This window comes from Streptococcus sp. DTU_2020_1001019_1_SI_AUS_MUR_006 (genome assembly GCF_032340315.1).
In the GTDB taxonomy this organism is placed as follows: domain Bacteria; phylum Bacillota; class Bacilli; order Lactobacillales; family Streptococcaceae; genus Streptococcus.
The window spans coordinates 827,501-852,376 of sequence record NZ_CP135436.1 but is presented as its reverse complement, the minus strand read 5'-3'; the positions used below and the strand labels follow the sequence as shown (position 1 = coordinate 852,376).

The following is a 24,876-nucleotide window of genomic DNA, read 5'->3' as shown; positions in this document are numbered from 1 at the left end:
AGAAATTTCTACACTTATTTTAGTAAAAATCTCAAGCGCCATGCGACACTTGAGATGGTAATTTTAAGCAACTAATTCGACACAGAAGGCATCCCAGGGAGCTAATGTTAATTGTTCTAAGGTAGCTTCGACATCTGTATTTGCAATCAAGACTGACTTAAGGACTGCATCCAAGTGAAACTCTTGTTCTTGACTTGAGAGGTTAACTACCACTAAGAATCGACGGTCGCCATCTTTACGGATGTAAGCAAAGACTTTTTCAGCCGTTTCAAGGAGTTCAAAATCAGCTCTCACCAACCAGCTATTTTCCTTACGAATGTTTACCAATTTTTGATAAGTATAGAAAATAGAATCTGGGTTTGCCAGTGCTTCCTGAACGTTGATTGCTTCGTAGTTTGGATTAACAGCCAACCAAGGTTGTCCATCTGAGAAACCAGCATTTTTGCTCTCATCCCACTGCATCGGGGTACGAGCATTATCACGCCCAATCACACGGATACTATCCATAATTTCTTCTATCGGAACGCCTTTTTCAAGAGCTTCACGCGCATAATTGAGGGATTCGATATCCTCTATTTGATCAAGCGTTTCAAACGGGAAATTGGTCATCCCAATTTCTTCTCCTTGGTAAATGTAGGGAGTTCCTCTCATGAGATGAAGCAAGATGGCATACGCTTTGGCAGATTTTTCGCGGTAGTCTTGGTCATTTCCCCAGATAGAGACGATACGAGGGAGGTCATGGTTGTTCCAGAAAAGTGAATTCCAGCCATCTTCAACTCCCAACTCTGTCTGCCATTTGTTAAAAATCTCTTTTAATTTCCCTACATTTAGCTCTTTTTGGTACTGCCACTTAGGTTGTCCTTCCTGATACTGAAGACAGATATGTTCAAACTGGAAAACCATAGACAATTCTTGTCCTTTAGGATCTGAATAGAGTTTAGCGATCTCTGGTGTTGCTCCCCAAGTTTCCCCTACTGTCAAGAGCTCTTTGTCGCCGAAAGTAGCCTGATTCATTTCCTTGAGATAGGGATGAAGCATAGGACCATTGTTGACAATTTTCTGATCAGGAATCTTCCCAATCATGTCAATAACGTCCATACGGAATCCACCAATCCCTTTATCAATCCAGAAATTCATCATCTCATAGATTTTTTGGCGTAGTTCTTCATTTTCCCAGTTAAGGTCTGGTTGCTTCTTGCTGAAAAAGTGCAGGTAATATTGACCTGACTTTTCATCATATTGCCAGGCAGATCCACTGAAAATTGACTCCAATTCGTTAGGTTCATCACGCCAGATATAGTAGTCTCGCTCAGGACTATCAGGATTTTCACAAGCTTCGATAAACCAAGCGTGCTCATCTGATGTATGATTGACCACCAAATCCATAATGATTCGGATATCTCGTTTTTTAGCCTCAGCAATCAGCACATCCATATCTTCCATGGTTCCAAAGATAGCCGCGATATCTTGATAATTGGCAATATCATAACCATTGTCATCCATGGGGCTATCATAGACTGGAGAAAGCCAGATCGCTGTAATCCCTAACTTAGCTAGATAGTCTAGCTTACTGGTAATCCCAGGCAAATCACCAATCCCATCTCCATTGCTATCCTTAAAACTTTTTGGATAGACCTGATAAACAACGGCATTGTGCCACCATTTTTCTTGCATCTTTGTACCTCTATTTAAAATTGACTTTACTCCATCATAGACCTTTTATCAAAATTATGCAAGCGTTTGCTTTATCTTTTTTTCTCACTTTTGCGACTCTCTAGTTTCTAATCTTCCATTTTTTTTATATAATAGAGCTCAGAGGTAAAAAAATGAAAAAACAAGCTTTTAGTTCTGAACAATATTTGAATCTACAACGCGACCATATCTTGGAGCGCATCAACCAATTTGACGGCAAACTCTACTTGGAGTTTGGTGGCAAAATGTTAGAAGATTTCCACGCTGCTCGTGTCCTTCCTGGATATGAACCAGATAACAAAATCAAACTCTTACAAGAATTGAAGGAGCAAGTTGAGGTTGTTATCGCTATTAACGCTAGCAATATCGAGCACTCAAAAGCTCGTGGAGACTTGGGCATTTCTTATGACCAAGAAGTGCTTCGTTTGATCGATAAATTCAATGAACTCGGTATCTTTGTTGGTTCAGTTGTCATTACTCAATATGCAGGCCAACCGGCAGCTGATGCTTTCCGTAATCAATTAGAGAAAAATGGTATCGACTCTTATCTCCACTACCCTATCAAGGGGTATCCGACAGATATGGATCACATCATTTCTCCTGAAGGTATGGGGAAAAACGACTATATCAAAACGAGTCGTAACTTGATTGTCGTGACTGCTCCTGGGCCTGGTTCAGGTAAGTTGGCAACTTGTATGTCTAACATGTACCACGACCAAATCAATGGTATCAAGTCTGGTTATGCCAAATTTGAAACCTTCCCAGTTTGGAATCTCCCACTTCATCACCCAGTCAACTTGGCTTATGAAGCTGCTACAGCAGACCTAGATGATGTCAACATGATTGACCCATTCCATCTCCAAACTTATGGAGAAACCACAGTCAACTACAACCGCGACATTGAAATTTTCCCTGTTCTTAAGCGTATGCTGGAACGTATCTTAGGTGAGTCTCCTTATGCATCTCCAACTGACATGGGTGTAAATATGGTTGGTTTTGCAATCATTGATAACGACGCTGCCATTGAAGCATCTAAACAGGAAATTATCCGTCGCTATTACCAGACAGTTCTTGACTTCAAAGCTGAGAAGGTTGGAGAAACTGCTGTGAAGAAGATTGAGCTTCTCATGAATGACCTAGGTATCACACCAGCTGATAGAAAGGTTGCTGTTGCCGCACGTCAAAAAGCAGAAGAAACAGGCGGACCTGCTCTAGCTCTTGAATTACCTTCTGGTGAAATCGTTACTGGTAAGAACTCAGAACTCTTTGGTCCAACAGCCGCTGCTTTGATCAATGCAATCAAGAAATCAGCTAACATCAATGCTGAAACAAAATTAATTGAACCAGAAGTGGTGAAACCAATTCAAGGTTTGAAAATCAATCACTTGGGTAGCCGTAACCCTCGACTCCACTCAAATGAAATCCTTATCGCACTTGCAATCACAGCTATGCAGAATCCTGATGCAGATCGTGCCATGAAAGAACTCGGAAACCTCAAAGGAAGCGAAGCTCACTCTACGATTATCCTAACAGACGAAGATAAAAATGTTCTTCGCAAACTAGGAATCAATGTAACCTTTGATCCTTACTACCAATACGATCGTTTATATCGCAAGTAAAATACGACACTCACTCCTCTAAGAGTTGGATCCTTATCGTCCAGCTCTTAGAGGTTTTTTATAGCTTTCCAGCCTTTCACAAGCATATCTTTCAAAAAGAATTCTAGTTTTAATAGAAACTGGGATAACACTTAATTTTAGATTTATTTCTAATGAATCCTTAAAAGGAGTGATACTCAATGAAAATCAAAGAGCAAACTAGGAAACTAGCCGCAGGTTGCTCAAAGCACTGCTTTGAGGTTGTAGATGAAACTGACGAAGTCAGCTCAAAACACTGTTTTGAAGTTGTGGATAGAACTGACGAAGTCAGCTCAAAGCACTGTTTTGAAGTTGTGGATAGAACTGACGAAGTCAGTAACCATACCTACGGCAAGGCGACGTTGACACGGTTTGAAGAGATTTTCGAAGAGTATGAATCAATCCTCTTCAATCTTGACTTGAACTACCTTGACTGAGGTCTTGATCCGTTTTCTCTACAATATCAAATTGGTGTAATGAGACTGACTTCGTCACTCTTATCTAGAACCTCAAAACTATTCTGTGAGATATCTACCTAAACACCTTAGTTTGGTCATTGATTTTCATTAAGTATACAAAAAAGTGAACAAGATAGCATTCTGATTTCCAGAAAACTATTTAGTTCACTTTTTCTTATGATTTAAACTTTGGGTTTATTCTACCGTTACTGACTTGGCAAGGTTACGTGGCTTGTCCACATCAAGTCCACGGTGTAGGGTTGCAAAGTAAGCGACCAATTGTGTTGGTACGACCATTGAGATTGGTGAGAGGTAAGGGTGTACGGTCGTAAGGACAATATCATCGGTATCTTTAGCAACATTTTCTTCTGCAATAGTAAGGACCTTAGCACCACGAGCTGCCACTTCTTGGATATTTCCACGAGTGTGGTTGGCAAGAACTGGGTCAGACAAGAGGGCCAATACAGGTGTTCCTTCTTCAATCAAGGCAATCGTTCCGTGCTTGAGTTCTCCTGCCGCAAAGCCTTCACACTGAATGTAAGAAATCTCTTTGAGTTTGAGACTGGCTTCCATGGCTACGTAGTAATCTTGACCGCGTCCGATGTAAAAGGCATTGCGTGTTGTTTCAAGAAGATCACGAACTTTTGCGTCGATCGTTTCTTTCTCTGAAAGAGTTGATTCGATAGACTGAGCCACGATAGACAACTCGTGAACCAGGTCAAAGGCTTTGGCTTTTTCGTTGTCATTTGCTTCACCGACTGCTTTTGCAAGGAAGGCAAGGGCTGCGATTTGGGCTGTATAGGCCTTAGTTGACGCTACGGCAATTTCAGGGCCTGCATGAAGCAACATAGTATGGTTGGCTTCACGTGACAGAGTTGATCCTGGAACGTTTGTCACTGTCAAGCTTGGAATCCCCATTTCATTGGCCTTGACCAAAACCTGACGGCTGTCAGCTGTTTCACCAGATTGACTGATAAAGATGAAGAGTGGTTTCTTGCTGAGAAGCGGCATACCATATCCCCACTCAGAGGAGATACCAAGTTCAACTGGCGTATCTGTCAATTCTTCCAGCATCTTCTTAGAAGCAAATCCTGCGTGGTAAGATGTTCCAGCTGCGAGGATATAGATGCGGTCTGCGTCTTGAACAGCCTTGATGATAGCTGGATCTACGACAACTTGACCAGCCTCATCTGTGTAGGCTTGGATTAACTTACGCATCACCGTTGGCTGCTCATCGATTTCCTTGAGCATGTAGTAAGGATATGTCCCCTTACCGATATCTGACAAGTCAAGCTCCGCAGTGTAGCTAGCACGCTCACGACTGTTGTCATCATAGTCTTGTACTTGGACGCTATCAGCTTTCACGATAACCAATTCTTGGTCATGGATTTCCATGTATTGGTTGGTCTCACGAATCATAGCCATAGCATCTGAGCAGACCATATTGTAGCCATCTCCAAGACCGATCAAGAGAGGTGATTTGTTCTTGGCCACGTAGATAACATCTGGATTTTCAGAGTCGATCAAGGCAAAGGCATAAGAACCACGGATGATGTGAAGAGCTTTTTTGAAGGCTTCAAGAACTGACAAGCCATCTTCTTCCGCAAATTTTCCAATCAAGTGAACGGCGATTTCTGTATCTGTTTGTCCCTTGAAGTTGTGTCCTGCAAGGTATTCTTCCTTGATTTCAAGATAGTTTTCGATCACCCCATTGTGGACCAAGACAAAACGTCCTGTCTCAGAGCGATGTGGGTGAGCGTTATCTTCTGTTGGTTTTCCGTGAGTCGCCCAACGAGTATGTCCGATACCAGTTGTTCCCTCCACACCAGCTGTCTTAGCAGACAATTCTGCGATACGACCGACCGCCTTAACCAGGTGATTTTCAGCACCACCTAGGACAAAAATTCCCGCAGAATCATAGCCACGGTATTCAAGCTTTTCAAGCCCTTGAATCAAAATATCAGTTGCATTTGTGTTTCCAACAACACCAACAATTCCACACATAGTATATACGACACAGGCAAGCTGTGCTTTCTCCTTAAAATTGGTATAGTCTAATTCTTCTTTTATAGAATCAGCAAAAACAGTATATACTTGTTTCTTTTACTTGTCAAGAGTAAAAATTGGTATAGCGTTATTCTACTGATTCTTTATACTAAAAGTCTATCATATTTCACCTAAAGCAAGTATTTAAAAAGGGCTCTATCGCCCTTAATAACTACTATTTTGTAGCAAGCTTGTCTGCCTCTACTACTTCTTGAAAGGTTTTTTGATAATTTACTTTAATCGTCATTTTCATGTGAGAGTCCTCGTTTCTTTTTGATGAACCTAGTATAAAATCCCTTCCTAAAACATAGCTTATATTTTCCTTAGAAAAAACTAAAAGTAACTTGTGACTCAATGAAAACGAAAGAGAAAACTAGAAAGCTAGTCACAGCTTTCTCAAAGCACTGCATTCAGTTTACCAGATAGACTAAGACGTTGTTTGAAGTGATGTTTAAGTTTATATATTCCGTAAATCAAATTATAGTGGATTGAAATAAACAGAAAGATTAGAAAAGTCAAACTAATTTCTAGAAATATTTTTAGCAGTTGTAGTGTACTGTTCTAGATTCAATCTACTATAACATAAGCATTTTTCTAAATCCCTTAGCTGCGAATCCCCACACAAAAAGAGCGTTATCGCTCTTTTACTTAGTATTTAGGAGAAGGTGCTTGCTCCTGTTGAAACGTTTTTTGGTAATTTACTTTAATCGTCATTGTCATGTGAGAGTCCTCGTTTCTTTTTGATGACTCTAGTATAGGCAATAACCCTAAAAGCAAACTTAAGATTTTCTTAGAGAAAGCTTATACTCAATGAAAATCAAAGAGCAAACTAGGAAACTAGCCGCAGGCTGCTCAAAACACCGTTTTGAGGTTGTGGATAGAACTGACGAAGTCAGTAACACATATACGGCAAGGCGACGTTGACGTGGTTTGAATTTGATTTTTGAAGAGTATTAATCTAAATGTTCTTTCTTTTCTAGATTTAGAGCAATCATATGCCACTCTGGGTCCTCCTGCCAGTTAGGAAGGGAGCTGATATAACTAGCTACCTTACGTGCTTCCTCAAGTATTGGGAAGTCCTCTATAATATCAGCCACTTGGAATTCTGGTAAGCCCGACTGTCTGGTTCCAAAGATTTCACCAGAACCACGCATTTTTAAATCTTCCTCTGCAAGAACAAAGCCATTTGTTGTCTCCGTCATGATGCGCATACGGTCTTTTCCAGAATCAGTCTTGGGATTGGCCACAAGAACCGCATAGGACTGCTTGTCTCCCCGACCGACACGACCTCTGAGCTGATGAAGCTGACTAAGTCCGAAACGGTCAGCATCCATGATAATCATGACGGTCGCATTTGGAACATTTACCCCAACCTCGATAACCGTTGTAGAGACCAGAATATCAGTCTTTCTATCTTTGAACTCCTGCATAATCTGGTCTTTTTCATCACTCTTCATCTTACCGTGTAAGAGAGCAACTTTTGCTTTTCCTGCAAAATGAGCCGTCAATTCTTCCGATAAAGCAATAGCATTTTTAAGATCTAGGGCTTCAGATTCTTCAATCAAGGGCGAAATAACATAGGCTTGAGAACCTTTTTGAATTTCTCCTTCCAACCAAGTCAGGACCTGTTGTAATTGCTCATGCTTGATCCAGCGAGTTACGATTGGTTTGCGCCCAGCAGGCATCTGGTCAATAATGGAAACATCCATATCTCCAAAGGCGGTGATGGCTAAGGTTCGTGGAATCGGAGTCGCCGTCATCATGAGGACATCTGGATTTTCTCCTTTTTCACGTAAAATACGTCTTTGTCCCACACCAAATCGGTGTTGTTCATCGATGATAATCAAACCAAGTCGAGCGTATTCCACCCCATCCTGTATAAGAGCATGGGTACCGACGATCACATCAACCTCGCCCTTAGCAATCGTTTCCAAAACCGTGCGTTTTTCTGCAGCTTTCAGTGAACCTGTTAGGAGGGCTAGTTTCAAATCTGGAAAGAGACTCTCTAAACTTTCAAAATGCTGCTCTGCAAGGATCTCTGTCGGAACCATTAGAGCTGCCTGATAACCAGCCGTTATAGCCGCGTACATCGCTAGCCCCGCAACCACTGTCTTCCCACTACCAACATCCCCTTGTAAGAGTCGATTCATGTGATGGTCCGACTTCATATCTGTTAGAATTTCTTGCAGGCTTTTTTCTTGGGCTTGGGTTAAGGCAAAAGGCAATTTCTCTTTTACTGCAGTTAGTTTTTCCTGGGACCAATTCAGGACCAGACCACTTCCATCAACCTTATTTTCAGACTTGAGGGTCTGTAATTGCATTTGGAAATAGAAAAGTTCCTCAAACTTGATTCGACGGAGAGCCTGCTTGTATTCTGCCAAGTCCTTAGGAAAATGCATAGCACGAACAGCCTGACAGCGAGACATGAGTTTGTATTTATCTAGCAAGGACTGAGGGAGATTTTCCTCTATCAAGAGATCTAGCCCCTGATCAAAGGCGGTTTTAATGACCTTAACAAGGCTTGCTTGACTAACTCCTTGTGCGAGACGATAGACAGGTTGAAGATCGTCCTCCACTTGGGCTAAAACCTTCATCCCTGTTAGACTAGCCTTGGCGCGATCCCACTTACCAAAAACGGCCAGAGTCGCTCCTAGCTCAATCTTGTCAGCCAGGTAGGGTTGGTTAAAGAAGTTAACTGCAAACACAACCTCTCCCTGCTTGAGACTAAAGCGTAGACGATTGCGCTTAAAACCATAATACTGAACACTAGCTGGCATCACCACCTGACCAGATAGGACAGCCTTTTCACCGTCTTCTAGCTCTAGCACCTGCTTGGTCTTAAAATCTTCATAACGGAAAGGAAAGTAGAGCAAGAGATCTTGCAGGTTTTCGATTCCTAGTTTGGCATATTTTTCGGCTGACTTTGGTCCCACACCAGGCAAGACATGCAAGGGTTGATGTAAATTCATGCTCTTCTCCTTTCCTTCTGTTTCTTAATGATATTCTCTCGGAACTCGATCACTGAGGAGGCAAACCACCTCATAATTGATAGTTCCTCTGTAGACTGCTACATCTGTTGCAGTAATTTCTTGATCACCGTCTGCACCAATCAAAGTTACCTTGGTACCTAATGGATACAGCTTATGCAAACGAACCGTGATCTGGTCCATAGATACCCGCCCTACGATAGGGCACAATTGTCCATCCACCAGAACTGAGAAATTCTGCATGTCTCTTGTCCAACCATCAGCATAACCGATTGGTAGCGTTGCAATGACTTGCTCACCGTCTGCCTGATAAGTTGCTCCGTAACCCATACAAGCACCAGCCTCTACTGTTTTGATATGAACGATGGCTGTTTCCAAAGTTAAGGCTGGTTTTAGTTCATAAGGCAATTCTAAAACTTGTCCGCTTGGATTGAGACCATACATGGAATCTCCCATGCGAACCGCATTGAAAATCGTTTCTGCATGCCATAGAGTCGTTGCGGAGTTACTCGCATGGACTAGTTCTGGTACTTCTTGCAAGTCAGCTAGGATTCCCTTAAAGCATTCTAACTGTTGATTAAAGTAACTATCCGACTCTTCATCAGCAGTTGCAAAGTGCGTAAAGATTCCCTCAACATTTGCTCCATGTCCCTTGAGTAAAGTTTGAGCTTGTGCTGCCTCGCTTGCACTTCTAAAACCAATTCGTCCCATACCTGAGTCAATTTTAAGGTGAACGGTTAAGCCTGATAAATCTGAATCAGTAGCAAGGAGATTCTCAATCCATTCCAATCCAGCCACTGTCAAGGTAATCGCATACTGCTTAGCCAATGAAAGAGATTCAACCTCAGATACTCCCAAAATGAGAATCTTCTTAGAAATTCCTGCCTGACGAAGCTCGATGGCTTCATCGATATTAGAAACGCAAAAACCATTGACATCATCCTGGATAGCCGTAGCAACAGCTACCGCTCCGTGTCCGTATGCATTGGCTTTCACAACCGCCCATTTTAGGGTATCTTTGGGAATATGCGCACCCATTTGTTGGATATTGTAGCGAATAGCACCCAGATCGATGAGGGCCTTAGTTGGTCTATGTGGACTAGTTTTCATAATCTTCCTCCAAAATAACACTAGCTGTCACAAACTGATCTGTATGGCTGATCGATAGCCACACTTTTCCTGAAAACGGGGATTTACTGAAGTAGGGGGCTCCTCTCTCATTGTTCAAGACTTCCAAGTCCTGAAAACCTAATTTCCCAATTCCCGTTCCCATAGCCTTTGAAAAGGCTTCTTTAGCTGACCAACGACCAGCCAAATACTCGACCTGTCTTCGACCCTTGAGACTGGAAAAGCGCTCCATTTCCTTGTCTGTCAAGACACGCTGGGCAAAACATTTTCTTTTTTCAACTGCATTTTGTATGGAAGCTAATTCTTCGATATCAATTCCGTGTCCAACTATCATTTTCGTCAAAAGGAGTTGAGATACCCCCAACTCCATCCTTTTCACTTATTTTGTTAAGGTAGTATAAATTTCTTCTACCAAGGCAACTGTGTTTTCCCATCCTAGACATGGGTCTGTAATAGAGCAACCAAAGATTTCTGGTTGATTTTGGCGACCATCTGCCAAGTAGGATTCAATCATGAAACCTCGAACTGTTTTCTTAATCTTTTCATTCCAGTCACGGTTGAGCAGTGCTTGGCGAACAATTCGAACTTGCTCCATATATTGTTTCCCTGAATTATCATGGTTGGTATCAATCATGATAAAGGGATTTTCAAGCCCCATAGACTCGTAACGCCCGATAGCATTTAAGAGAGTTTCATAGTAGAAGTTTGGTTCATTCTTCCCATATTCATTCATAGCTCCACGAAGGATAACGTGAGCTAGGGGATTACCTGAAGTCTCAACTTCTTGTCCATGGTAAAGAAATGTTTGCTTGTTTTGTGCAGCATAGATGGCATTAAACATAACAGACAGATTTCCAGAGGTTGGATTTTTCATACCCACTGGTGCATCAATCCCTGAAGCTACAAAACGGTGTTCCTGATCTTCTACTGAACGCGCACCCACTGCATGGTAGCTCACCAAGTCGTCAACCAAGACTAGATTGGATGGATAAAGCATTTCATCTGCTGTGGTTAGTCCAGTTTCTGTAATAACACGATAATGAAGCTGACGAACAGCCTGCAAACCATTAATCAAACTTGGTGCTTTAGAAGTATCTGGCTGATGAACCAAACCCTTGTAGCCATCTCCATTGGTACGTGGCTTAGCTGTGTAAACACGCATGACCATGAAAATCTTATCCGCAACTTTTTTCTGCAAGTCTGCCAAACGACGAGCATATTCAAGCACTGCTTCTTCATTATCAGATGAACAAGGTCCAATGACCAAAAGAATACGGTCATCCTTACCAGATAGAATATCAGCCAGTTCTTGGTCTCGGCTTTCCTTATGTTGCAAGGCTTCTGCAGATAATTGCGTTTCCGCCTTAATCGCTTCAATATCGATTTCTTGACCTTTTTCAATAAATGCCATATTATTCTCCTAGTCTTTGGTAGATTTCGCGTACAAGAGTCTCAGTATTTTCCCATCCTAGACATGGATCGGTGATAGATTTTCCAAAGACCTCTGGTTCATTTTGACGACCGTCTTCTAGATAAGACTCAATCATGAAACCACGGACATATTTTTTAATCTTTTCATTCCAATCGCGGTTAATCAAGGTCTGACGTACGATACGAATCTGATCCATATACTGTTTGCCTGAGTTATCATGGTTGGTATCAATGATGATAAATGGATTTTCAAGGCCCATCTTTTCATACTGGGCAATGGTATCCATCAAATTATCATAGTAGTAGTTAGGAATATTTTTCCCGTATTCATTGAGGGCACCACGGAGAATGGCATGCGATAGAGGATTTCCAGTCGTTTCAACTTCTTTCCCTAGGAAAAGGAAACTTTGTTTGTTTTGAGCTGCATAAATACCGTTGAACATAACATTGAGATTACCAGACGTTGGATTTTTAAAACCTGTCGCAAAATCTGCTCCACTAGCTACAAAACGGTGTTGTTGGTCTTCAACCGAACGAGCTCCAACTGCCATGTAAGAAATCAAGTCATCTACCAAAGGAAGGTTTTCTGGGTACAACATCTCATCCGCAGTCGTCATTCCTGTTTCAGAAATAACACGGTAATGCAGGTGACGAACCGCCTTGATCCCATTGATGAGACTAGGTGCTTCTTTGGCATTTGGTTGGTGAATCAAGCCCTTATAACCATCACCATTAGTACGTGGTTTAGCAGTGTAGACACGCATCACCATAAAGACGCGGTCTTTTACTTCTTCTTGCAGTTTTGCCAAACGCTTGGCATACTCAAGAACTGCTTCTTCATTGTCAGACGAACACGGACCAATCACTAACAAAATGCGTTGATCTTCACCACGAATAATCGCTTCAAGTTCTTGATCGCGTTGTTGTTTATTGGCAAGTGCTTGTCCTTCTAATTTAGACAAACTACGAACTTCTTCAATATTAATTTTAGGGCTTTTGGCTGTAAATACCATGGTTCATCCTCCTTATAAAGCAAACGGACGCCAAGCGAAAATTCACTTTTCACTAGGCATCCGCCTGAAAATTAGTCATTCTTAATGTCGTTTACCGTGACAGTTTTTAAATTTCTTACCAGAACCACATGGGCACAAGTCGTTACGCTTAACTTGACTAAGATCCAAATCTGCAGGAAGCTCAGTCTGTTGCGCAGCAATATTACGAGTTGCTGTCGTACTGATATGACGCTCTGCTTGTGGACGCTCTTGTTCATGAATTTGTGCTTTCATCATCAAACGAGTCACATCAAACTCAATGGAACCAATCATATCATTAAACATACGGAAACCTTCTGCTTGATACTCAACGACAGGGTTGTTTTGTGCATAACCACGGAGGCCAACAGCATTACGCAGCTGATCAAGAGCATCGATATGGTCTGTCCACTTGTTATCTACAACACGTAGGATCAAGACTTTTTGGAATTCTTTGACGGCTTCCTCATCACGAAGCTTAGCAACTTGGCTATCGTAGACTTTCAAGGCACGTTGGTATAGTTCATCTTTGATTGCTTGATCTGACAAACCTTCTAGGTCTGAAAGTGAAATTGAATCTTCTGGAAGCAAGTTGTATCTTGCAAAATTCAAGATAGCTTCTAGTTTTTCATCTTGTTTCGCACGCGCATGATTATCAACAACACGATTAATAGTGCGTTTAATCATTGCATGAATCTCAGGAGCCAAGTCGCGATCAGCAGTGATGACATCGTAACGTTGTGAGTAGATAATCTCACGTTGCTCACGCATGACATCATCGTATTGAAGGACTTGTTTACGTGTATCGTAGTTATTTCCTTCAACACGTTTTTGTGCTGCCTCAACCTGACGTGTCAACATACGAGATTTGATTGCTTCGTCTGACATATTGAGACGTTCAAAGACACCCTTCAAGCGCTCTGAACCGAAACGTTTCATCAAATCATCTTCAAGAGAAAGGTAGAATTGAGATTCCCCTGGATCCCCTTGACGTCCTGAACGTCCACGAAGCTGGTTATCGATACGACGACTTTCATGGCGTTCTGTACCAATGACACAAAGTCCACCAAGTTCACGAACACCTTCACCAAGCTTAATATCAGTACCACGACCGGCCATGTTGGTCGCGATTGTAACTGCACCACGTTGGCCAGCATTCATGATGATTTGAGCTTCTTTGTAGTGGTTCTTAGCATTCAAGACTTCGTGAGGAACACCTGCAGCTACCAATTTTTTAGAAATATAATCACTAGTTTCAACTGCAACAGTACCTACCAAGACTGGTTGACCTTTTTGGTAGCGAGCTTTTACATCTTCAACAACAGCCTTAAATTTAGCTTCAAGACTAGCATAAAGTACGTCTGGATGGTCAATACGTTGAACCGGACGGTTTGTTGGGATAGGAATAACACGAATATTGTAAATTTCGCGGAATTCTTCTTCCTCAGTCTTACCTGTACCTGTCATACCAGACAATTTCTTGTACATACGGAAGAGATTTTGGTAGGTAATAGAGGCTGAAGTCTTGGTTTCATCTTGGATTGGCACACCTTCTTTAGCTTCAATCGCTTGGTGCAAGCCATCAGAATAACGACGACCTTCCATGGTACGACCGGTAAATTGGTCGACAATCAAGATTTCCTGCTCTTCGCTGACTACATAGTCAATATCGAGAAGCATGATGTAGTTGGCACGAAGGGCATTATCGATAAAGTGAGTCAGAGCAACATTTTCAATGTCGTAGAGGTTGCTTAGATTGAAATAGCTTTCGGCCTTGTCAATCCCTGAATCTGATAGACCAATAGTCTTAGACTGAATATCAATGATATAGTCATCCTTACCCAAAGACTTCACAAAATGGTCAGCCATATGGTAGAGTTGGCTGGTTTCAACTGCATTGGCTCCTGAAACGATCAAAGGAGTACGAGCTTCGTCAATCAAGATAGAGTCCACCTCATCGACCAAGGCATAGTTAAGCGGACGTTGAACCATATTCTCCGCACGAACGACCATGTTATCACGAAGGTAGTCAAATCCGATTTCTGAGTTGGTTGAGTAAGTGATATCACACTCATAGGCTTCTTTTTTCTCCATTGGAGATTTGGCCGCCAAGTTAATCCCTACTGATAAGCCAAGCCATGAGTACAACTCACCCATCTCAGTCGCATCACGTTCAGAAAGGTATTCATTGACCGTAACTACGTGAACCCCTTTACCTGAAAGAGCATTGAGGTATACAGGCATAGTCGCTGTCAAGGTTTTCCCCTCACCAGTACGCATCTCAGGAACGTCACCATGGTGAAGAACGATCCCCCCCATAACCTGAACCTTATACGGGAAAAGACCAAGAACGCGCTTAGCTCCCTCGCGTACAACAGCAAACGCCTCATACAAAAGTTGGTCAAGAGTCTCACCATTTTGGTAGCGTTGTTTGAATTCTTCTGTTTTTGCTTGCAATTGCTCGTCTGTTAACACAGCCATTTCATCTTCATATTTTAGGACTTTGTCAGCCATCTTCTCCAGACGACGAATTTCTCCTTTATCATTTTCGATGATTGTTTTTAGTAAATTTGCCATTTTTTTCCTTACTTTAAATTCTGAATATTTTAGAATGTTCTTTTTATTGTAGCATATTTGCCCAATTTTTTCAAGAAATATTCCGTTTTCCCTTAGGACGAAAAAAGGGCTAACCAAGGTGATTAGTTCCCTTAAAATTCCTATTCCGAGGCTAGTTTTCTTCATTAATGCTTCTAGCTAGTTTTTCCATGAAAAATTGACCATCATTTTCTATCAGATACAAGTTTGCCTATTTCTTTCAAGGAAGACTGGATTTTTTCTTTTCCAATCGTAGCTTATTCATAAATTTTAGACAAGCATAGATTTTCCAGTCATTGACTAAGGATAAAAGGACTAAAAGTAGCCATATCATCCATCTAGCAAGATCCCTTGGTTCTTGTAAAATAAAGTTAAATAAGACTAGCGAAAAAAGAGTGAAAACTAGACTAAACAAGGCTGCTAGAGGCATATAAAACCAATAAAAATAGTAAAAGACAGAAAAGTACTTACTTCCTGGCTGTACCTTCCCTTGCCAACGAAAAAAGTAGAAGTAGGGTGCCAAAATCAAGAATTTTAATAGTTTTTCCATCTCCTTACCTCTCCAACGCGTTCCTTATTTTATTATAGCAAAAAATCTGGAAATATCCTTCCAGATTCTGCTTTTTTTATTTCCGTTTTCTTGCGATCAGATGAATCGGTGTTCCTTCAAAGACAAAGGCCTTGCGGATTTGATTTTCCAAGAAACGTAGGTAAGAGAAGTGCATGAGTTCTTCTTCATTCACAAAGATAACAAAGGTTGGTGGTTTGGTTGCCACTTGAGTCGCATAGAAAATCTTGAGGCGTTTCCCTTTGTCTGTCGGTGTTGGATTGATGGCGATAGCATCCATAATCACATCATTCAAGACAGCTGATGGGATACGGGTATTTTGACTCTCGCTGATTTGCTTGATCATCTCAGGCAACTTGTGGAGACGTTGCTTGGTCAAAGCTGATACAAAGATAATCGGTGCGTAAGGCAGGTATTGGAACTGCTCACGGATATCTTCCTCCCAGTTTTTCATGGTGCGGTTATCTTTTTCAAGCGTATCCCACTTATTGACCACGATAATCATCCCTTTACCAGCTTCATGGGCAAATCCAGCGATACGCTTGTCATACTCACGAATACCTTCTTCGGCATTGAGGACCATCAAAACTACATCTGAACGGTCAATAGCACGCATGGCACGCATGACAGAGTATTTCTCAGTATTTTCATAGACTTTACCAGATTTACGCATACCAGCAGTATCAATCATGGTAAACTCTTGACCGTCAGCATCTGTAAAATGAGTGTCAATGGCGTCACGAGTGGTACCAGCGACAGGGCTGGCAATGACGCGATCTTCTCCCAAAATGGCATTGATCAAGCTAGATTTTCCGACATTTGGACGACCAATCAAGCTGAATTTAATGACATCTGGATTTTCTTCTTCAACTTCATGTGGGAGGTTTTCCACAATAGCATCCAGCACATCCCCTGTCCCGATACCGTGAACAGATGAGATTGGTAGAGGTTCGCCCAATCCAAGAGCATAGAAATCATAGATATCATTTCGCATCTCTGGATTGTCAACCTTGTTAACGGCTAAGATGACTGGTTTATGAGTTTTATAAAGTTTACGGGCAACGTATTCGTCCGCATCTGTAATTCCTTCTTTACCAGACACGACAAAGACGATAACATCTGCTTCTTCCATGGCAATTTCTGCCTGGTGCTTGATTTGTTCCATGAAAGGCGCATCGACATCATCGATCCCTCCAGTATCAATCATACTGAAAGAACGATTGAGCCACTCACCTGTGGCATAGATACGATCTCGCGTTACACCTTCAACATCTTCTACGATTGAGATGCGTTCTCCCGCGATACGGTTAAATAGGGTTGATTTCCCAACATTGGGACGTCCCACAATGGCAACAGTTGGTAAGGCCATGTTTTCTCACTTTCTACAATAACTTCTTCTGCTCAAGATTTTCTCGAGTCGAGCTTGGTTCTGGATTGCCGAATTGCTCTGCCAAACGTTGACTCCAAGTTGTAGTCGCACGCGCACCTGCATATTCAGTCTGTACACGGTCATAGGCTTCAATTGCCTCAGTTGACTGTTCTTGGTATTCTTCCTCAAACACCACCTGATTCAATGGCAAGCGAGGTTTGACTTCATGTTCCTCATTTGGCACACCGAGTGCAATCCCAAAGACTGGATAGGTATAGTCAGGAAGCTTGAACAATTCTGCTAACTCAACAGACTTGTAACGCACTAAACCGATAATCACTCCACCATAGCCTAAGCTTTCTGCCGCAAGCAAGGCATTTTGTCCAGCTAGAGCTGCATCTACTGAAGTGATGAGGAGTCCTTCCACCCCTTGAGGTTGGAAAATATCCGTATGAAGACGGGCCCCTTTTTCTGCACGATTTAGGTCCCCAACAAAGAGGAGAAAGGCTGCAGACTGGCGAATCGCTTCTTGAGGAACTAACTCAAATAAGGCATCCTTCTTTTCTTGACTTCTGACTACAATCACAGAATAGGATTGGAAATTTTTCCAAGAAGAAGCCATTTGTCCTGCAGACAAAATGGTATTTAAATCTTCTTGGGGAATCTCTTGCTCCTTAAATCTACGCACTGAAGTATGAGCCTTCATTAATTTGATTGTTTCTGTCATCGGCGGTTTTCTCCTTCAAGTCTGGTTTCCTCTGCTAAATAACGAATGCGTTCCATGACGCGTCTAGCTTCCCAGGTTTCGTCATTTCCATTTTTCCCTTTAGCAAAATGCTTCTCCAAATCTTCAAAATTGAAGTTGGAGGTGAAAAAGGTCGGTAAATCTTCCTGCATGCGATATTGGAGAATGACCTGCAAGATCTCGTCACGCACCCAAGCTGTTGATTGCTCGGCACCAATATCATCTAAAATCAAGACTTCAGCCAGCTTAATCTCATCCACCAAGGTCTTGACATTGCCATCACCAATGGCATTTTTGACATCGATGACAAAGCTAGGATAGTGGAGGAGCGTTGATGAAACACCACGTTTTTCAGACAAATCATGGGCTAGAGCAGCCACCATGAAACTTTTACCCACACCAAAGTCTCCATATAAGTAGAGACCTTTTCGAATAGCTGGATATTGCTCCACAAAGGCTAGGAGCTTTTCAAAAACTGGCAGGCGCCCCAAATCATCCAAGTCTACTTGAGCTAGGCTAGCTTTTTTAAGACTAGCTGGAAGATTGATTAACTTGAGACGGTTTTTAATCGCCACTTCTTTTTCTGCTGCGATTAGTTCCGGAGTCTCTTCATAGGAAACATCTGCATAGCCATGGTTCATGACTAGGATAGGCTTGTAGCCACGCGCGATATAGTCTGTATCTCCTCGGAGGAACTTATCTCTCTCAGTGATGTATTGGTTAAACTTGGAAATACTACGGTTTAACTCCTCCTGACTGAGAGATTCTTTCTGGATAAAGGCTGCAACATCAGGGTCCTTCACAATTTGCTGGACCAAATCTTGATACTGAAATCGGCTTGGTTGACGCTTGAGTACGTCTCCGACACTTTCCATCTAGTCTCCTCCTTTTTCTAATCGAGCTAACATTTCTTTTTTCTTACGTTCTAGTTCTAAGCGAGTTTCTTCGCTAGTTTCATTCTTATATTCAGGATTGCTCCATTTAGGCACATTGGTTTTTGCTGGGGCAGTCTGAGTCTGCTTTTGCGTTTTTGCTTTTTGGCCACGTTCACGAATACGGAGAACTGCCTCCTCTGCACTACGGATATTTTGATAGGCGTAGTCATTAGCCACCTTCATGGCGTATTTTTCATTGATATTGGCCGAATCGACCTTATTAAAGGTCAGGAGCAAGATAACATTGATTACTTCATCCAGCAAGCCCAAGGCCGCCATCTGCTGGAGCAGGTCTCGTTCAGTCTGGGTAATACTTCCCTTGCGAGTCTGCTTGATTTCAGCAAGGAACTGCAAGGCTGTCTTTTTCTTAGCCTCTCGGATAATGGTTGCCTCCTTGGGACTAAAGTCAGAAGTCACAGGCTTTTGCGCTATCTTTTCACGGATGCGTTTGACAGAAATCACTTGCGACACTGCTGTCGCTTTGGCTACTTGATAAGTTTCAAACCAGGTCCACTTCTGCTCGTCTGCTATTGCAAACAAGGTCAAAACATCCGAAGTCTCATCTTGAAAACGAAGACCATCACGGGCCATGAGCTGACGGAAATGCTCCAAATCAAAATCATCTGCTGCTGGCTGACTGCTAGAGGTTTCTTGACTCGCAGACTCGGATAACTGAGGGAAAATTTGACTTAAGGCCACCGTGATAGGTTCCCCTTCAACACTTTCCTGTCTCATGGCTGCAACCGCACTATCCCCAATCATTTTTTCTAATAAGGTCCGATAAACTGTATGTTGTAAAAATTCTTGAGTTGATAAGGGAGAATGGAGTAACAAGTTATAGGCCTCCCCCTGCTGATAGAGGGTCACCAATTTCATAGCTGTTAGAGTTTTAAAAGCCTTTAAAAGGGTATCCATCCCAAAATTCAGATGGTTGAGCATAGCTGCAAAGATATGTTCCTTTTGACCACCATCCCAAAAAGTCACAGCATAAAGATAGAGGCTCAGCGCCTCCTGACCGATAATCGGGAGGTAGCACTGCACCATTGATGAGGTATCTTGCGACACCCGATTATTCTTTACAAAAGAAAAACGGTCATTTGGCTTCATTTATTTTTCCTTTTTCTTTTTAGAGGATTGTGTGATCTGCTGGAGTAGGCTTTCAAGCTCACTCACATCCTTAAAGCTACGGTAAACACTGGCAAAACGTACATAAGTAATCTCATCTAACTCTGCCAACTCTTCCATAACCAAAGAGCCAATAACCTCACTCTGAATTTCATTTTCATTGCGACTACGGAGTTTTTGTTCGATGCGATTGACCACCATGCCAATTTCATCACTGGACACTGGACGTTTCTGGGCTGAACGAATAATCCCGTTAAAGATCTTATCTCTTGAAAATTGTTCCCGTGTACCATCTTTTTTGACCACAACTAGTGTTCTCTCTTCAACACGTTCATAGGTTGTAAAACGATGCTGGCACTCTTCACACTCACGTCTTCTTCTGATTGTATTTCCTTCTTCAGCCTGGCGACTATCGATCACACTTGATTTTGTAGCGCCACATTTTGGACAACGCATGCCTTTCCCTCCTTGTCGTTTTCTTTTCATTATACCATTTTTTAAGAGATTCCCAAAATAATTCTCCTTTTGGCTTGACAAGTTTTTTGTTTTGTTGTATTATTGAATTAACACAAAGGTAATTAGAAAGGAGATCGTGATGTCTTGGACATTTGATAACAATAAACCCATTTATTTGCAGATTATGGAGAAAATCAAATTGCAGATTATTTCCCATAAACTCGAGCCCAATCAACAGCTTCCAACCGTTAGAGAATTAGCTAGCGAGGCAGGGGTCAACCCCAACACCATCCAGCGTGCCCTATCGGACTTGGAGAGAGAAGGCTTCGTTTATACCAAGCGGACGTCAGGACGCTTTGTCACAGAGGATTTGGACTTGATCCTCCAATCCCGTAAGCAACTGTCAGAAGAACAGTTACAACAGTTTGTAACAGGCATGGTAGAATTTGGCTATGAAAAAGAAGAACTACCGACTGTTGTGAGAGATTATATTGAAGGAGTTTAAACTATGACCTTGTTAGCATTAGAAAATGTGTCAAAATCCTATGGAGCAAGCCCTGCTCTTACAAATGTTTCCCTTGAAATTCCAGCTGGAAAAATCGTTGGCCTCCTTGGCCCAAACGGTTCTGGAAAGACAACCTTGATTAAACTAATCAACGGCTTACTACAGCCAGAGGAAGGGCGTATCCTCATCAATGGCATGGAGCCAAGTCCAGCAACTAAAGCGATTGTTTCTTATCTCCCTGATACGACCTACCTCAACGAGCAGATGAAGGTCAAGGAAGCTCTCACTTATTTCAAGACCTTCTACCAAGATTTCAATCTGGAACGTGCTCAAGGTCTTCTTCGTGACCTTGGTATTGATGAAAATAGCCGTTTCAAGAAACTCTCAAAAGGGAACAAAGAAAAGGTTCAGTTGATCCTTGTCATGAGTCGTGATGCTCGTCTATATGTTCTTGATGAACCAATCGGTGGTGTCGACCCAGCAGCTCGTGACTATATCTTGAACACCATCATTAACAACTACTCTCCAACTTCGACTGTCTTGATTTCAACTCACTTGATTTCAGATATCGAACCAATCTTGGATGAGATTATCTTCCTCAAGGATGGAAAAGTCGTCCGTCAAGGAAATGTTGATGATATTCGCTATGAGTCTGGAGAGTCTATCGACCAGCTCTTCCGTCATGAATTCAAAGCCTAGATAAAGGAGATTATTATGTTTTGGAATTTAGTTCGTTATGAATTTAAAAATGTTAACAAATGGTATTTAGCCCTCTATGGTGCTGTGTTAGCACTTTCTGGTCTTATCGGAATTCAAGCAAAGACCTATAACAATCTACCCATCAAAGAAAGTCAACCTATTCTACTTGTTTTTCTAGCACTCGTATTTGGTGGCTTGATGATTACGCTTGGGATTTCAACCTTGATTTTGATCATCCGTCGCTTCAAGGGTAGTGTCTATGACCGACAAGGTTATCTCACTTTGACCTTGCCAGTTTCCGAACACCAGATTATCTTAGCTAAACTCTTGGGGGCCTTCATTTGGTCTCTGATCAGTTCAGCAGTCTTGGTTCTGAGCATTTATATCATTCTTGTGATAATTGAGCCTAATTCTGTTGATTTCCTTGCTTTTAAAGACTTGTTCCAACAGTACCTAGACAGTATCAGCTTATCTCTGATTTCATTCATCCTCAGCACTGTAGCAGGCATACTATGCATCTACTTGGCAATCTCAATCGGACAACTCTTTAATGAATACCGTACAGCTCTTGCAGTTTTAGCCTATATTGTCATTCATGTTGTCCTTGGATTCAGTGATCTCTTCTTAAACTTTGGTACCCATTACAATATGATGCTTACTTATGAAATCTTCAAAGACCTAATCCTTATCGCAGTCTTCTATCTCGGAACCTACTACATCTTGAAAAACAAGGTTAATCTTCAGTAATCATTCAGAGGATGGTCAAAAACTTAATTTTATAGTGGATTTAACTTAGAGTAGCACGTCATGGATTCTAAAACATTTTTAAAAATTAATTTGACTTTTCTAACCTATTTGTTCATATCTTATTTCAATCAACTATAGTAGAAAATGAAATAGATCTGTCTATGATAAAACGCATATTATCGGCTCTATAATATTTGTAGTGGGTAAATCCCCTATGGATGTTATGGAGCCTATTTTTGTGTAGAAAACATACTAAGATTAGTAGTGAGAAAATCTCCGACGGGAGAGAGTACTCACTACTTTTTCTTTATGTTAAAGTAGAGGTGTCTTGTAAAGTCGTAGGGCTCTTTGGCGCTAGACGTCGCGTATTGAAAATAAAATCACTAAAACACGGAATTATTCAAGACAAAAGAGGTAATATCATGCGTACAGTATTTGGGATTGATGTGAGTAAGGCAAGTTCTGAGGTGGCAATTTTAGTCAACGATGAAAAGATTCATGGATACACTATGCTCAATGATGCCATTGGCTTCAATCGGCTTTTGAATGACTTGAAAACTGTTCATAACCCTGAGATTATATTTGAAGCTACTGGTATCTATTCTCGGCGTCTTCGAGCCTTTCTTGAGGAATACGGCTACGCTTATACACAGCTGAATCCTCTGGAAGCTAAGAAGCAACTGGACAGTCTGCGGGTTCGTAAAACAGACAAAATTGACGCTGAAAAGTTGGCTCATTCTCAGTTTATACTCAATCGTAAACCAACTTATGCGCAGGAAGAAGTTTATCAACACCTGCGTGATTTAAGCCGTTTCTATCAAAATCTTACAGAAGACATTGTTAGAACTAAAAACCGTCTACACAAGGTCTTACAAGTCACCTTTCCTGAATTGGAAAGTGTCTTATCCACACCAACTGGAGAGCAATATTGGAATTTAGTGATGGCTTTTCCATGCAAAGAGTTTGTATTAAACCTATCTCAAAATGAATTGTTTAAGATTCTCCGTCAATCTACCTCCAAACGAATCTCTAAAAAGCGTATTGCTTACCTGACTGACAAACTCATAAAACTCGCTAAACAATCTTTTTGTGCTGTCAAGAAAATCTCCCCAATGCTTGAAGAGGTTCGTTACTATGCTCAAGAATTGCTTCGTCTTTCTGAGTACAGACAGGTTGTCTTAGACGACATGGTAGCTCTAGCTCAGCCTTTACCACAGTATGACATCTTACGATCAATTCCTGGCATCGCAGAAACCACAGCGACATCTATCATTGGCGAATTGGGAGATATTCGTCGCTTTCAGTCTACCAATCAAATCAACGCTTTTATTGGCATTGACCTGAGACACTATGAATCTGGGAACTTTCTCGCCAAGGAACACATTACTAAGCGAGGTAATCCCTATGCCAGAAAAATCTTGTTCAAGTGCATTCATAACATCGCTTCAGCTAGTCATACCAATCCCTGCCATATCGCCGACTTTTATGAGAAACGAAAAAGACAATCGACAATAGCTTCAACATGAGGTGTTTTTTAGCGTGCCCTTTTATGGATCAATAAGTGGTAAAAATAGGCTCTATAATATTTGTAGTGGGTAAATCCCCTATAGATATTATGGAGCCTATTTTGTTGTAGAAAAAAAGTCCCATATGACCTATAATGAAAAGCGACAAAACAACTCATTAGAAAGATTCATATGGAACAATTACATTTTATCACAAAACTCCTTGATATTAAAGACCCAAACATCAAGATTGTAGATATCATCAATATGGATACACACAAGGAAATCATCGCCAAACTGGACTACGATGCTCTATCTTGTCCTGATTGTGGAAGTCAAATGAAAAAATATGACTTTCAAAAACCGTCGAAAATTCCTTATCTTGAAACAACTGGTATGCCTACTAGAATCCTCCTTAGAAAGCGTCGATTCAAGTGCTATCATTGCTCGAAAATGATGGTCGCTGAGACTTCTATCGTCAAGAAGAATCATCAAATTCCTCGTATTATCAACCAAAAAATTGCGCAAAAGTTAATTGAAAAGACTTCTATGACTGATATTGCCCATCAGCTATCCATTTCAACTTCAACTGTCATTCGAAAGCTCAATGATTTCCACTTTAAGCATGATTTTTCTCGTCTTCCTGAGATTATGTCCTGGGACGAGTATGCCTTCACTAAGGGAAAAATGAGTTTCATTGCACAAGATTTTGATAATCTCAACATCATCACTGTTCTTGAAGGCAGAACACAAGCTATCATCCGCAATCACTTTCTTCGCTACGATAGAGCGGTTCGCTGTCAGGTGAAAATCATTACTATGGATATGTTTAGTCCTTACTATAACTTGGCTAAACAGCTTTTTCCTTATGCTAAAATCGTTCTAGATCGTTTTCACATTGTGCAACATCTTAGCCGTGCTATGAGTCGTGTCCGTGTTCAAATCATGAATCAATTTGATAGAAAATCCCATGAATACAAAGCTATCAAGCGCTACTGGAAGCTCATTCAACAGGATAGTCGTAAACTAAGTGATAAACGTTTTTATCGCCCTACTTTTCGCATGCACTTAACAAATAAGGAGATTCTAGACAAGCTTTTGAGCTATTCAGAAGACTTGAGACACCACTATAATCTCTATCAGCTCTTGCTTTTTCACTTTCAGAACAAGGAGCCAGACAAATTTTTCGGACTCATTGAGGACAATCTTAAACAGGT

General features: G+C 41.4%; 19 protein-coding genes and 1 pseudogene (1 of these 20 running past the window's edge). 7 read left to right on the top strand and 13 right to left on the bottom strand.

What is annotated here, in order from left to right; translation table 11 throughout:
• Positions 1 to 63 precede the first annotated feature (63 nt).
• Complete coding sequence (locus tag RRU92_RS04300) at positions 64 to 1,674, bottom strand: alpha-glucosidase (protein WP_315640742.1); 1,611 nt, start codon at positions 1,672 to 1,674, stop codon at positions 64 to 66.
• A gap of 152 nt (positions 1,675 to 1,826) precedes the next feature.
• Between RRU92_RS04300 and RRU92_RS04295 the strand changes: the two genes are divergently transcribed.
• The gene (locus RRU92_RS04295; protein ID WP_315640741.1) at positions 1,827 to 3,311 is read left to right on the top strand and encodes a DUF1846 domain-containing protein; all 1,485 of its coding nucleotides are present in this window, start codon (positions 1,827 to 1,829) and stop codon (positions 3,309 to 3,311) included.
• 179 nt (positions 3,312 to 3,490) lie between these two features.
• Positions 3,491 to 3,766 carry a hypothetical protein gene (locus RRU92_RS04290; protein WP_315640740.1) on the top strand — a complete coding sequence of 92 codons (276 nt, stop codon included), beginning with the start codon at positions 3,491 to 3,493 and terminating at the stop codon, positions 3,764 to 3,766.
• Between the two features lie 216 nt (positions 3,767 to 3,982).
• On the opposite strand, the gene glmS is transcribed toward RRU92_RS04290, so the two are convergent.
• From glmS to nrdR, 12 genes are all read right to left on the bottom strand, one after another.
• On the bottom strand, positions 3,983 to 5,791 hold the full coding sequence (glmS, locus tag RRU92_RS04285; protein WP_315640738.1) for a glutamine--fructose-6-phosphate transaminase (isomerizing): 1,809 nt from the start codon (positions 5,789 to 5,791) through the stop codon (positions 3,983 to 3,985).
• 995 nt (positions 5,792 to 6,786) lie between these two features.
• Positions 6,787 to 8,802, bottom strand: a complete 2,016-nt coding sequence (recG, locus tag RRU92_RS04280; RefSeq protein WP_315640737.1) for an ATP-dependent DNA helicase RecG — start codon at positions 8,800 to 8,802, stop codon at positions 6,787 to 6,789.
• 24 nt (positions 8,803 to 8,826) lie between these two features.
• Positions 8,827 to 9,930, bottom strand: a complete 1,104-nt coding sequence (alr, locus tag RRU92_RS04275) for an alanine racemase (protein WP_315640736.1) — start codon at positions 9,928 to 9,930, stop codon at positions 8,827 to 8,829.
• Positions 9,920 to 10,282, bottom strand: a complete 363-nt coding sequence (gene acpS / locus RRU92_RS04270; RefSeq protein WP_315640904.1) for a holo-ACP synthase — start codon at positions 10,280 to 10,282, stop codon at positions 9,920 to 9,922. The genes alr and acpS overlap by 11 nt, the downstream gene beginning before the upstream one ends.
• A gap of 45 nt (positions 10,283 to 10,327) precedes the next feature.
• Positions 10,328 to 11,359, bottom strand: coding sequence for a 3-deoxy-7-phosphoheptulonate synthase (locus RRU92_RS04265; protein ID WP_075228792.1), 1,032 nt, complete (start codon positions 11,357 to 11,359; stop codon positions 10,328 to 10,330).
• 1 nt (position 11,360) lies between these two features.
• Positions 11,361 to 12,392: a 3-deoxy-7-phosphoheptulonate synthase gene (locus tag RRU92_RS04260; RefSeq protein WP_315640733.1), complete on the bottom strand. Its 1,032-nt coding sequence runs from the start codon at positions 12,390 to 12,392 to the stop codon at positions 11,361 to 11,363.
• 81 nt (positions 12,393 to 12,473) lie between these two features.
• Complete coding sequence (gene secA / locus RRU92_RS04255; protein WP_315640731.1) at positions 12,474 to 14,987, bottom strand: preprotein translocase subunit SecA; 2,514 nt, start codon at positions 14,985 to 14,987, stop codon at positions 12,474 to 12,476.
• 644 nt (positions 14,988 to 15,631) lie between these two features.
• Positions 15,632 to 16,942 (bottom strand): ribosome biogenesis GTPase Der, encoded by a 1,311-nt coding sequence (gene der, locus RRU92_RS04250; protein ID WP_315640729.1) that lies wholly within the window; start codon positions 16,940 to 16,942, stop codon positions 15,632 to 15,634.
• Positions 16,943 to 16,955: 13 nt separating this feature from the next.
• A complete protein-coding gene (locus RRU92_RS04245) occupies positions 16,956 to 17,669 on the bottom strand; it encodes an NADPH-dependent oxidoreductase (RefSeq protein WP_153225244.1) in 714 nt (237 codons plus the stop codon).
• On the bottom strand, positions 17,666 to 18,562 hold the full coding sequence (gene dnaI / locus RRU92_RS04240) for a primosomal protein DnaI (RefSeq protein ID WP_315640724.1): 897 nt from the start codon (positions 18,560 to 18,562) through the stop codon (positions 17,666 to 17,668). Before dnaI ends, RRU92_RS04245 begins: the two co-directional genes overlap by 4 nt.
• Positions 18,563 to 19,729, bottom strand: coding sequence for a DnaD domain protein (locus RRU92_RS04235; RefSeq protein WP_315640721.1), 1,167 nt, complete (start codon positions 19,727 to 19,729; stop codon positions 18,563 to 18,565).
• Entirely contained in the window at positions 19,730 to 20,203 is a 474-nt protein-coding gene (gene nrdR / locus RRU92_RS04230) for a transcriptional regulator NrdR (protein ID WP_001203674.1), read from the bottom strand. It lies immediately after the preceding gene.
• 139 nt (positions 20,204 to 20,342) lie between these two features.
• Between nrdR and RRU92_RS04225 the strand changes: the two genes are divergently transcribed.
• From RRU92_RS04225 to RRU92_RS04205, 5 genes and pseudogenes are all read left to right on the top strand, one after another.
• Positions 20,343 to 20,708: a GntR family transcriptional regulator gene (locus tag RRU92_RS04225; RefSeq protein ID WP_315640717.1), complete on the top strand. Its 366-nt coding sequence runs from the start codon at positions 20,343 to 20,345 to the stop codon at positions 20,706 to 20,708.
• Between the two features lie 3 nt (positions 20,709 to 20,711).
• Positions 20,712 to 21,407, top strand: coding sequence for an ABC transporter ATP-binding protein (locus RRU92_RS04220; RefSeq protein ID WP_060955244.1), 696 nt, complete (start codon positions 20,712 to 20,714; stop codon positions 21,405 to 21,407).
• Positions 21,408 to 21,422: 15 nt separating this feature from the next.
• On the top strand, positions 21,423 to 22,154 hold the full coding sequence (locus RRU92_RS04215) for a hypothetical protein (RefSeq protein WP_281335606.1): 732 nt from the start codon (positions 21,423 to 21,425) through the stop codon (positions 22,152 to 22,154).
• A gap of 422 nt (positions 22,155 to 22,576) precedes the next feature.
• A pseudogene (locus RRU92_RS04210) lies at positions 22,577 to 23,677 on the top strand (IS110 family transposase); the annotation flags it as partial.
• A gap of 174 nt (positions 23,678 to 23,851) precedes the next feature.
• Positions 23,852 to 24,876, top strand: the 5' portion of a protein-coding gene (locus RRU92_RS04205; RefSeq protein WP_315639098.1) for an ISL3 family transposase. It continues 232 nt past the right edge of the window; only the first 1,025 of its 1,257 coding nucleotides appear in the window; it begins with the start codon at positions 23,852 to 23,854; its stop codon lies beyond the right edge, outside the window.

Excerpts from the sequence above, each read along its gene's own strand:
- glmS (WP_315640738.1), bottom strand. The coding sequence starts at position 5,791 with ATGTGTGGAATTGTTGGTGTTGTTGGAAACACAAATGCAACTGATATT.
- RRU92_RS04215 (WP_281335606.1), top strand. The coding sequence starts at position 21,423 with ATGTTTTGGAATTTAGTTCGTTATGAATTTAAAAATGTTAACAAATGG.
- RRU92_RS04290 (WP_315640740.1), top strand. The coding sequence starts at position 3,491 with ATGAAAATCAAAGAGCAAACTAGGAAACTAGCCGCAGGTTGCTCAAAG.
- acpS (WP_315640904.1), bottom strand. The coding sequence starts at position 10,282 with ATGATAGTTGGACACGGAATTGATATCGAAGAATTAGCTTCCATACAA.
- RRU92_RS04260 (WP_315640733.1), bottom strand. The coding sequence starts at position 12,392 with ATGGTATTTACAGCCAAAAGCCCTAAAATTAATATTGAAGAAGTTCGT.
- RRU92_RS04265 (WP_075228792.1), bottom strand. The coding sequence starts at position 11,359 with ATGGCATTTATTGAAAAAGGTCAAGAAATCGATATTGAAGCGATTAAG.
- RRU92_RS04225 (WP_315640717.1), top strand. The coding sequence starts at position 20,343 with ATGTCTTGGACATTTGATAACAATAAACCCATTTATTTGCAGATTATG.
- RRU92_RS04295 (WP_315640741.1), top strand. The coding sequence starts at position 1,827 with ATGAAAAAACAAGCTTTTAGTTCTGAACAATATTTGAATCTACAACGC.
- der (WP_315640729.1), bottom strand. The coding sequence starts at position 16,942 with ATGGCCTTACCAACTGTTGCCATTGTGGGACGTCCCAATGTTGGGAAA.
- nrdR (WP_001203674.1), bottom strand. The coding sequence starts at position 20,203 with ATGCGTTGTCCAAAATGTGGCGCTACAAAATCAAGTGTGATCGATAGT.
- RRU92_RS04220 (WP_060955244.1), top strand. The coding sequence starts at position 20,712 with ATGACCTTGTTAGCATTAGAAAATGTGTCAAAATCCTATGGAGCAAGC.
- dnaI (WP_315640724.1), bottom strand. The coding sequence starts at position 18,562 with ATGGAAAGTGTCGGAGACGTACTCAAGCGTCAACCAAGCCGATTTCAG.
- alr (WP_315640736.1), bottom strand. The coding sequence starts at position 9,930 with ATGAAAACTAGTCCACATAGACCAACTAAGGCCCTCATCGATCTGGGT.
- recG (WP_315640737.1), bottom strand. The coding sequence starts at position 8,802 with ATGAATTTACATCAACCCTTGCATGTCTTGCCTGGTGTGGGACCAAAG.
- RRU92_RS04235 (WP_315640721.1), bottom strand. The coding sequence starts at position 19,729 with ATGAAGCCAAATGACCGTTTTTCTTTTGTAAAGAATAATCGGGTGTCG.
- RRU92_RS04245 (WP_153225244.1), bottom strand. The coding sequence starts at position 17,669 with ATGACAGAAACAATCAAATTAATGAAGGCTCATACTTCAGTGCGTAGA.
- secA (WP_315640731.1), bottom strand. The coding sequence starts at position 14,987 with ATGGCAAATTTACTAAAAACAATCATCGAAAATGATAAAGGAGAAATT.
- RRU92_RS04300 (WP_315640742.1), bottom strand. The coding sequence starts at position 1,674 with ATGCAAGAAAAATGGTGGCACAATGCCGTTGTTTATCAGGTCTATCCA.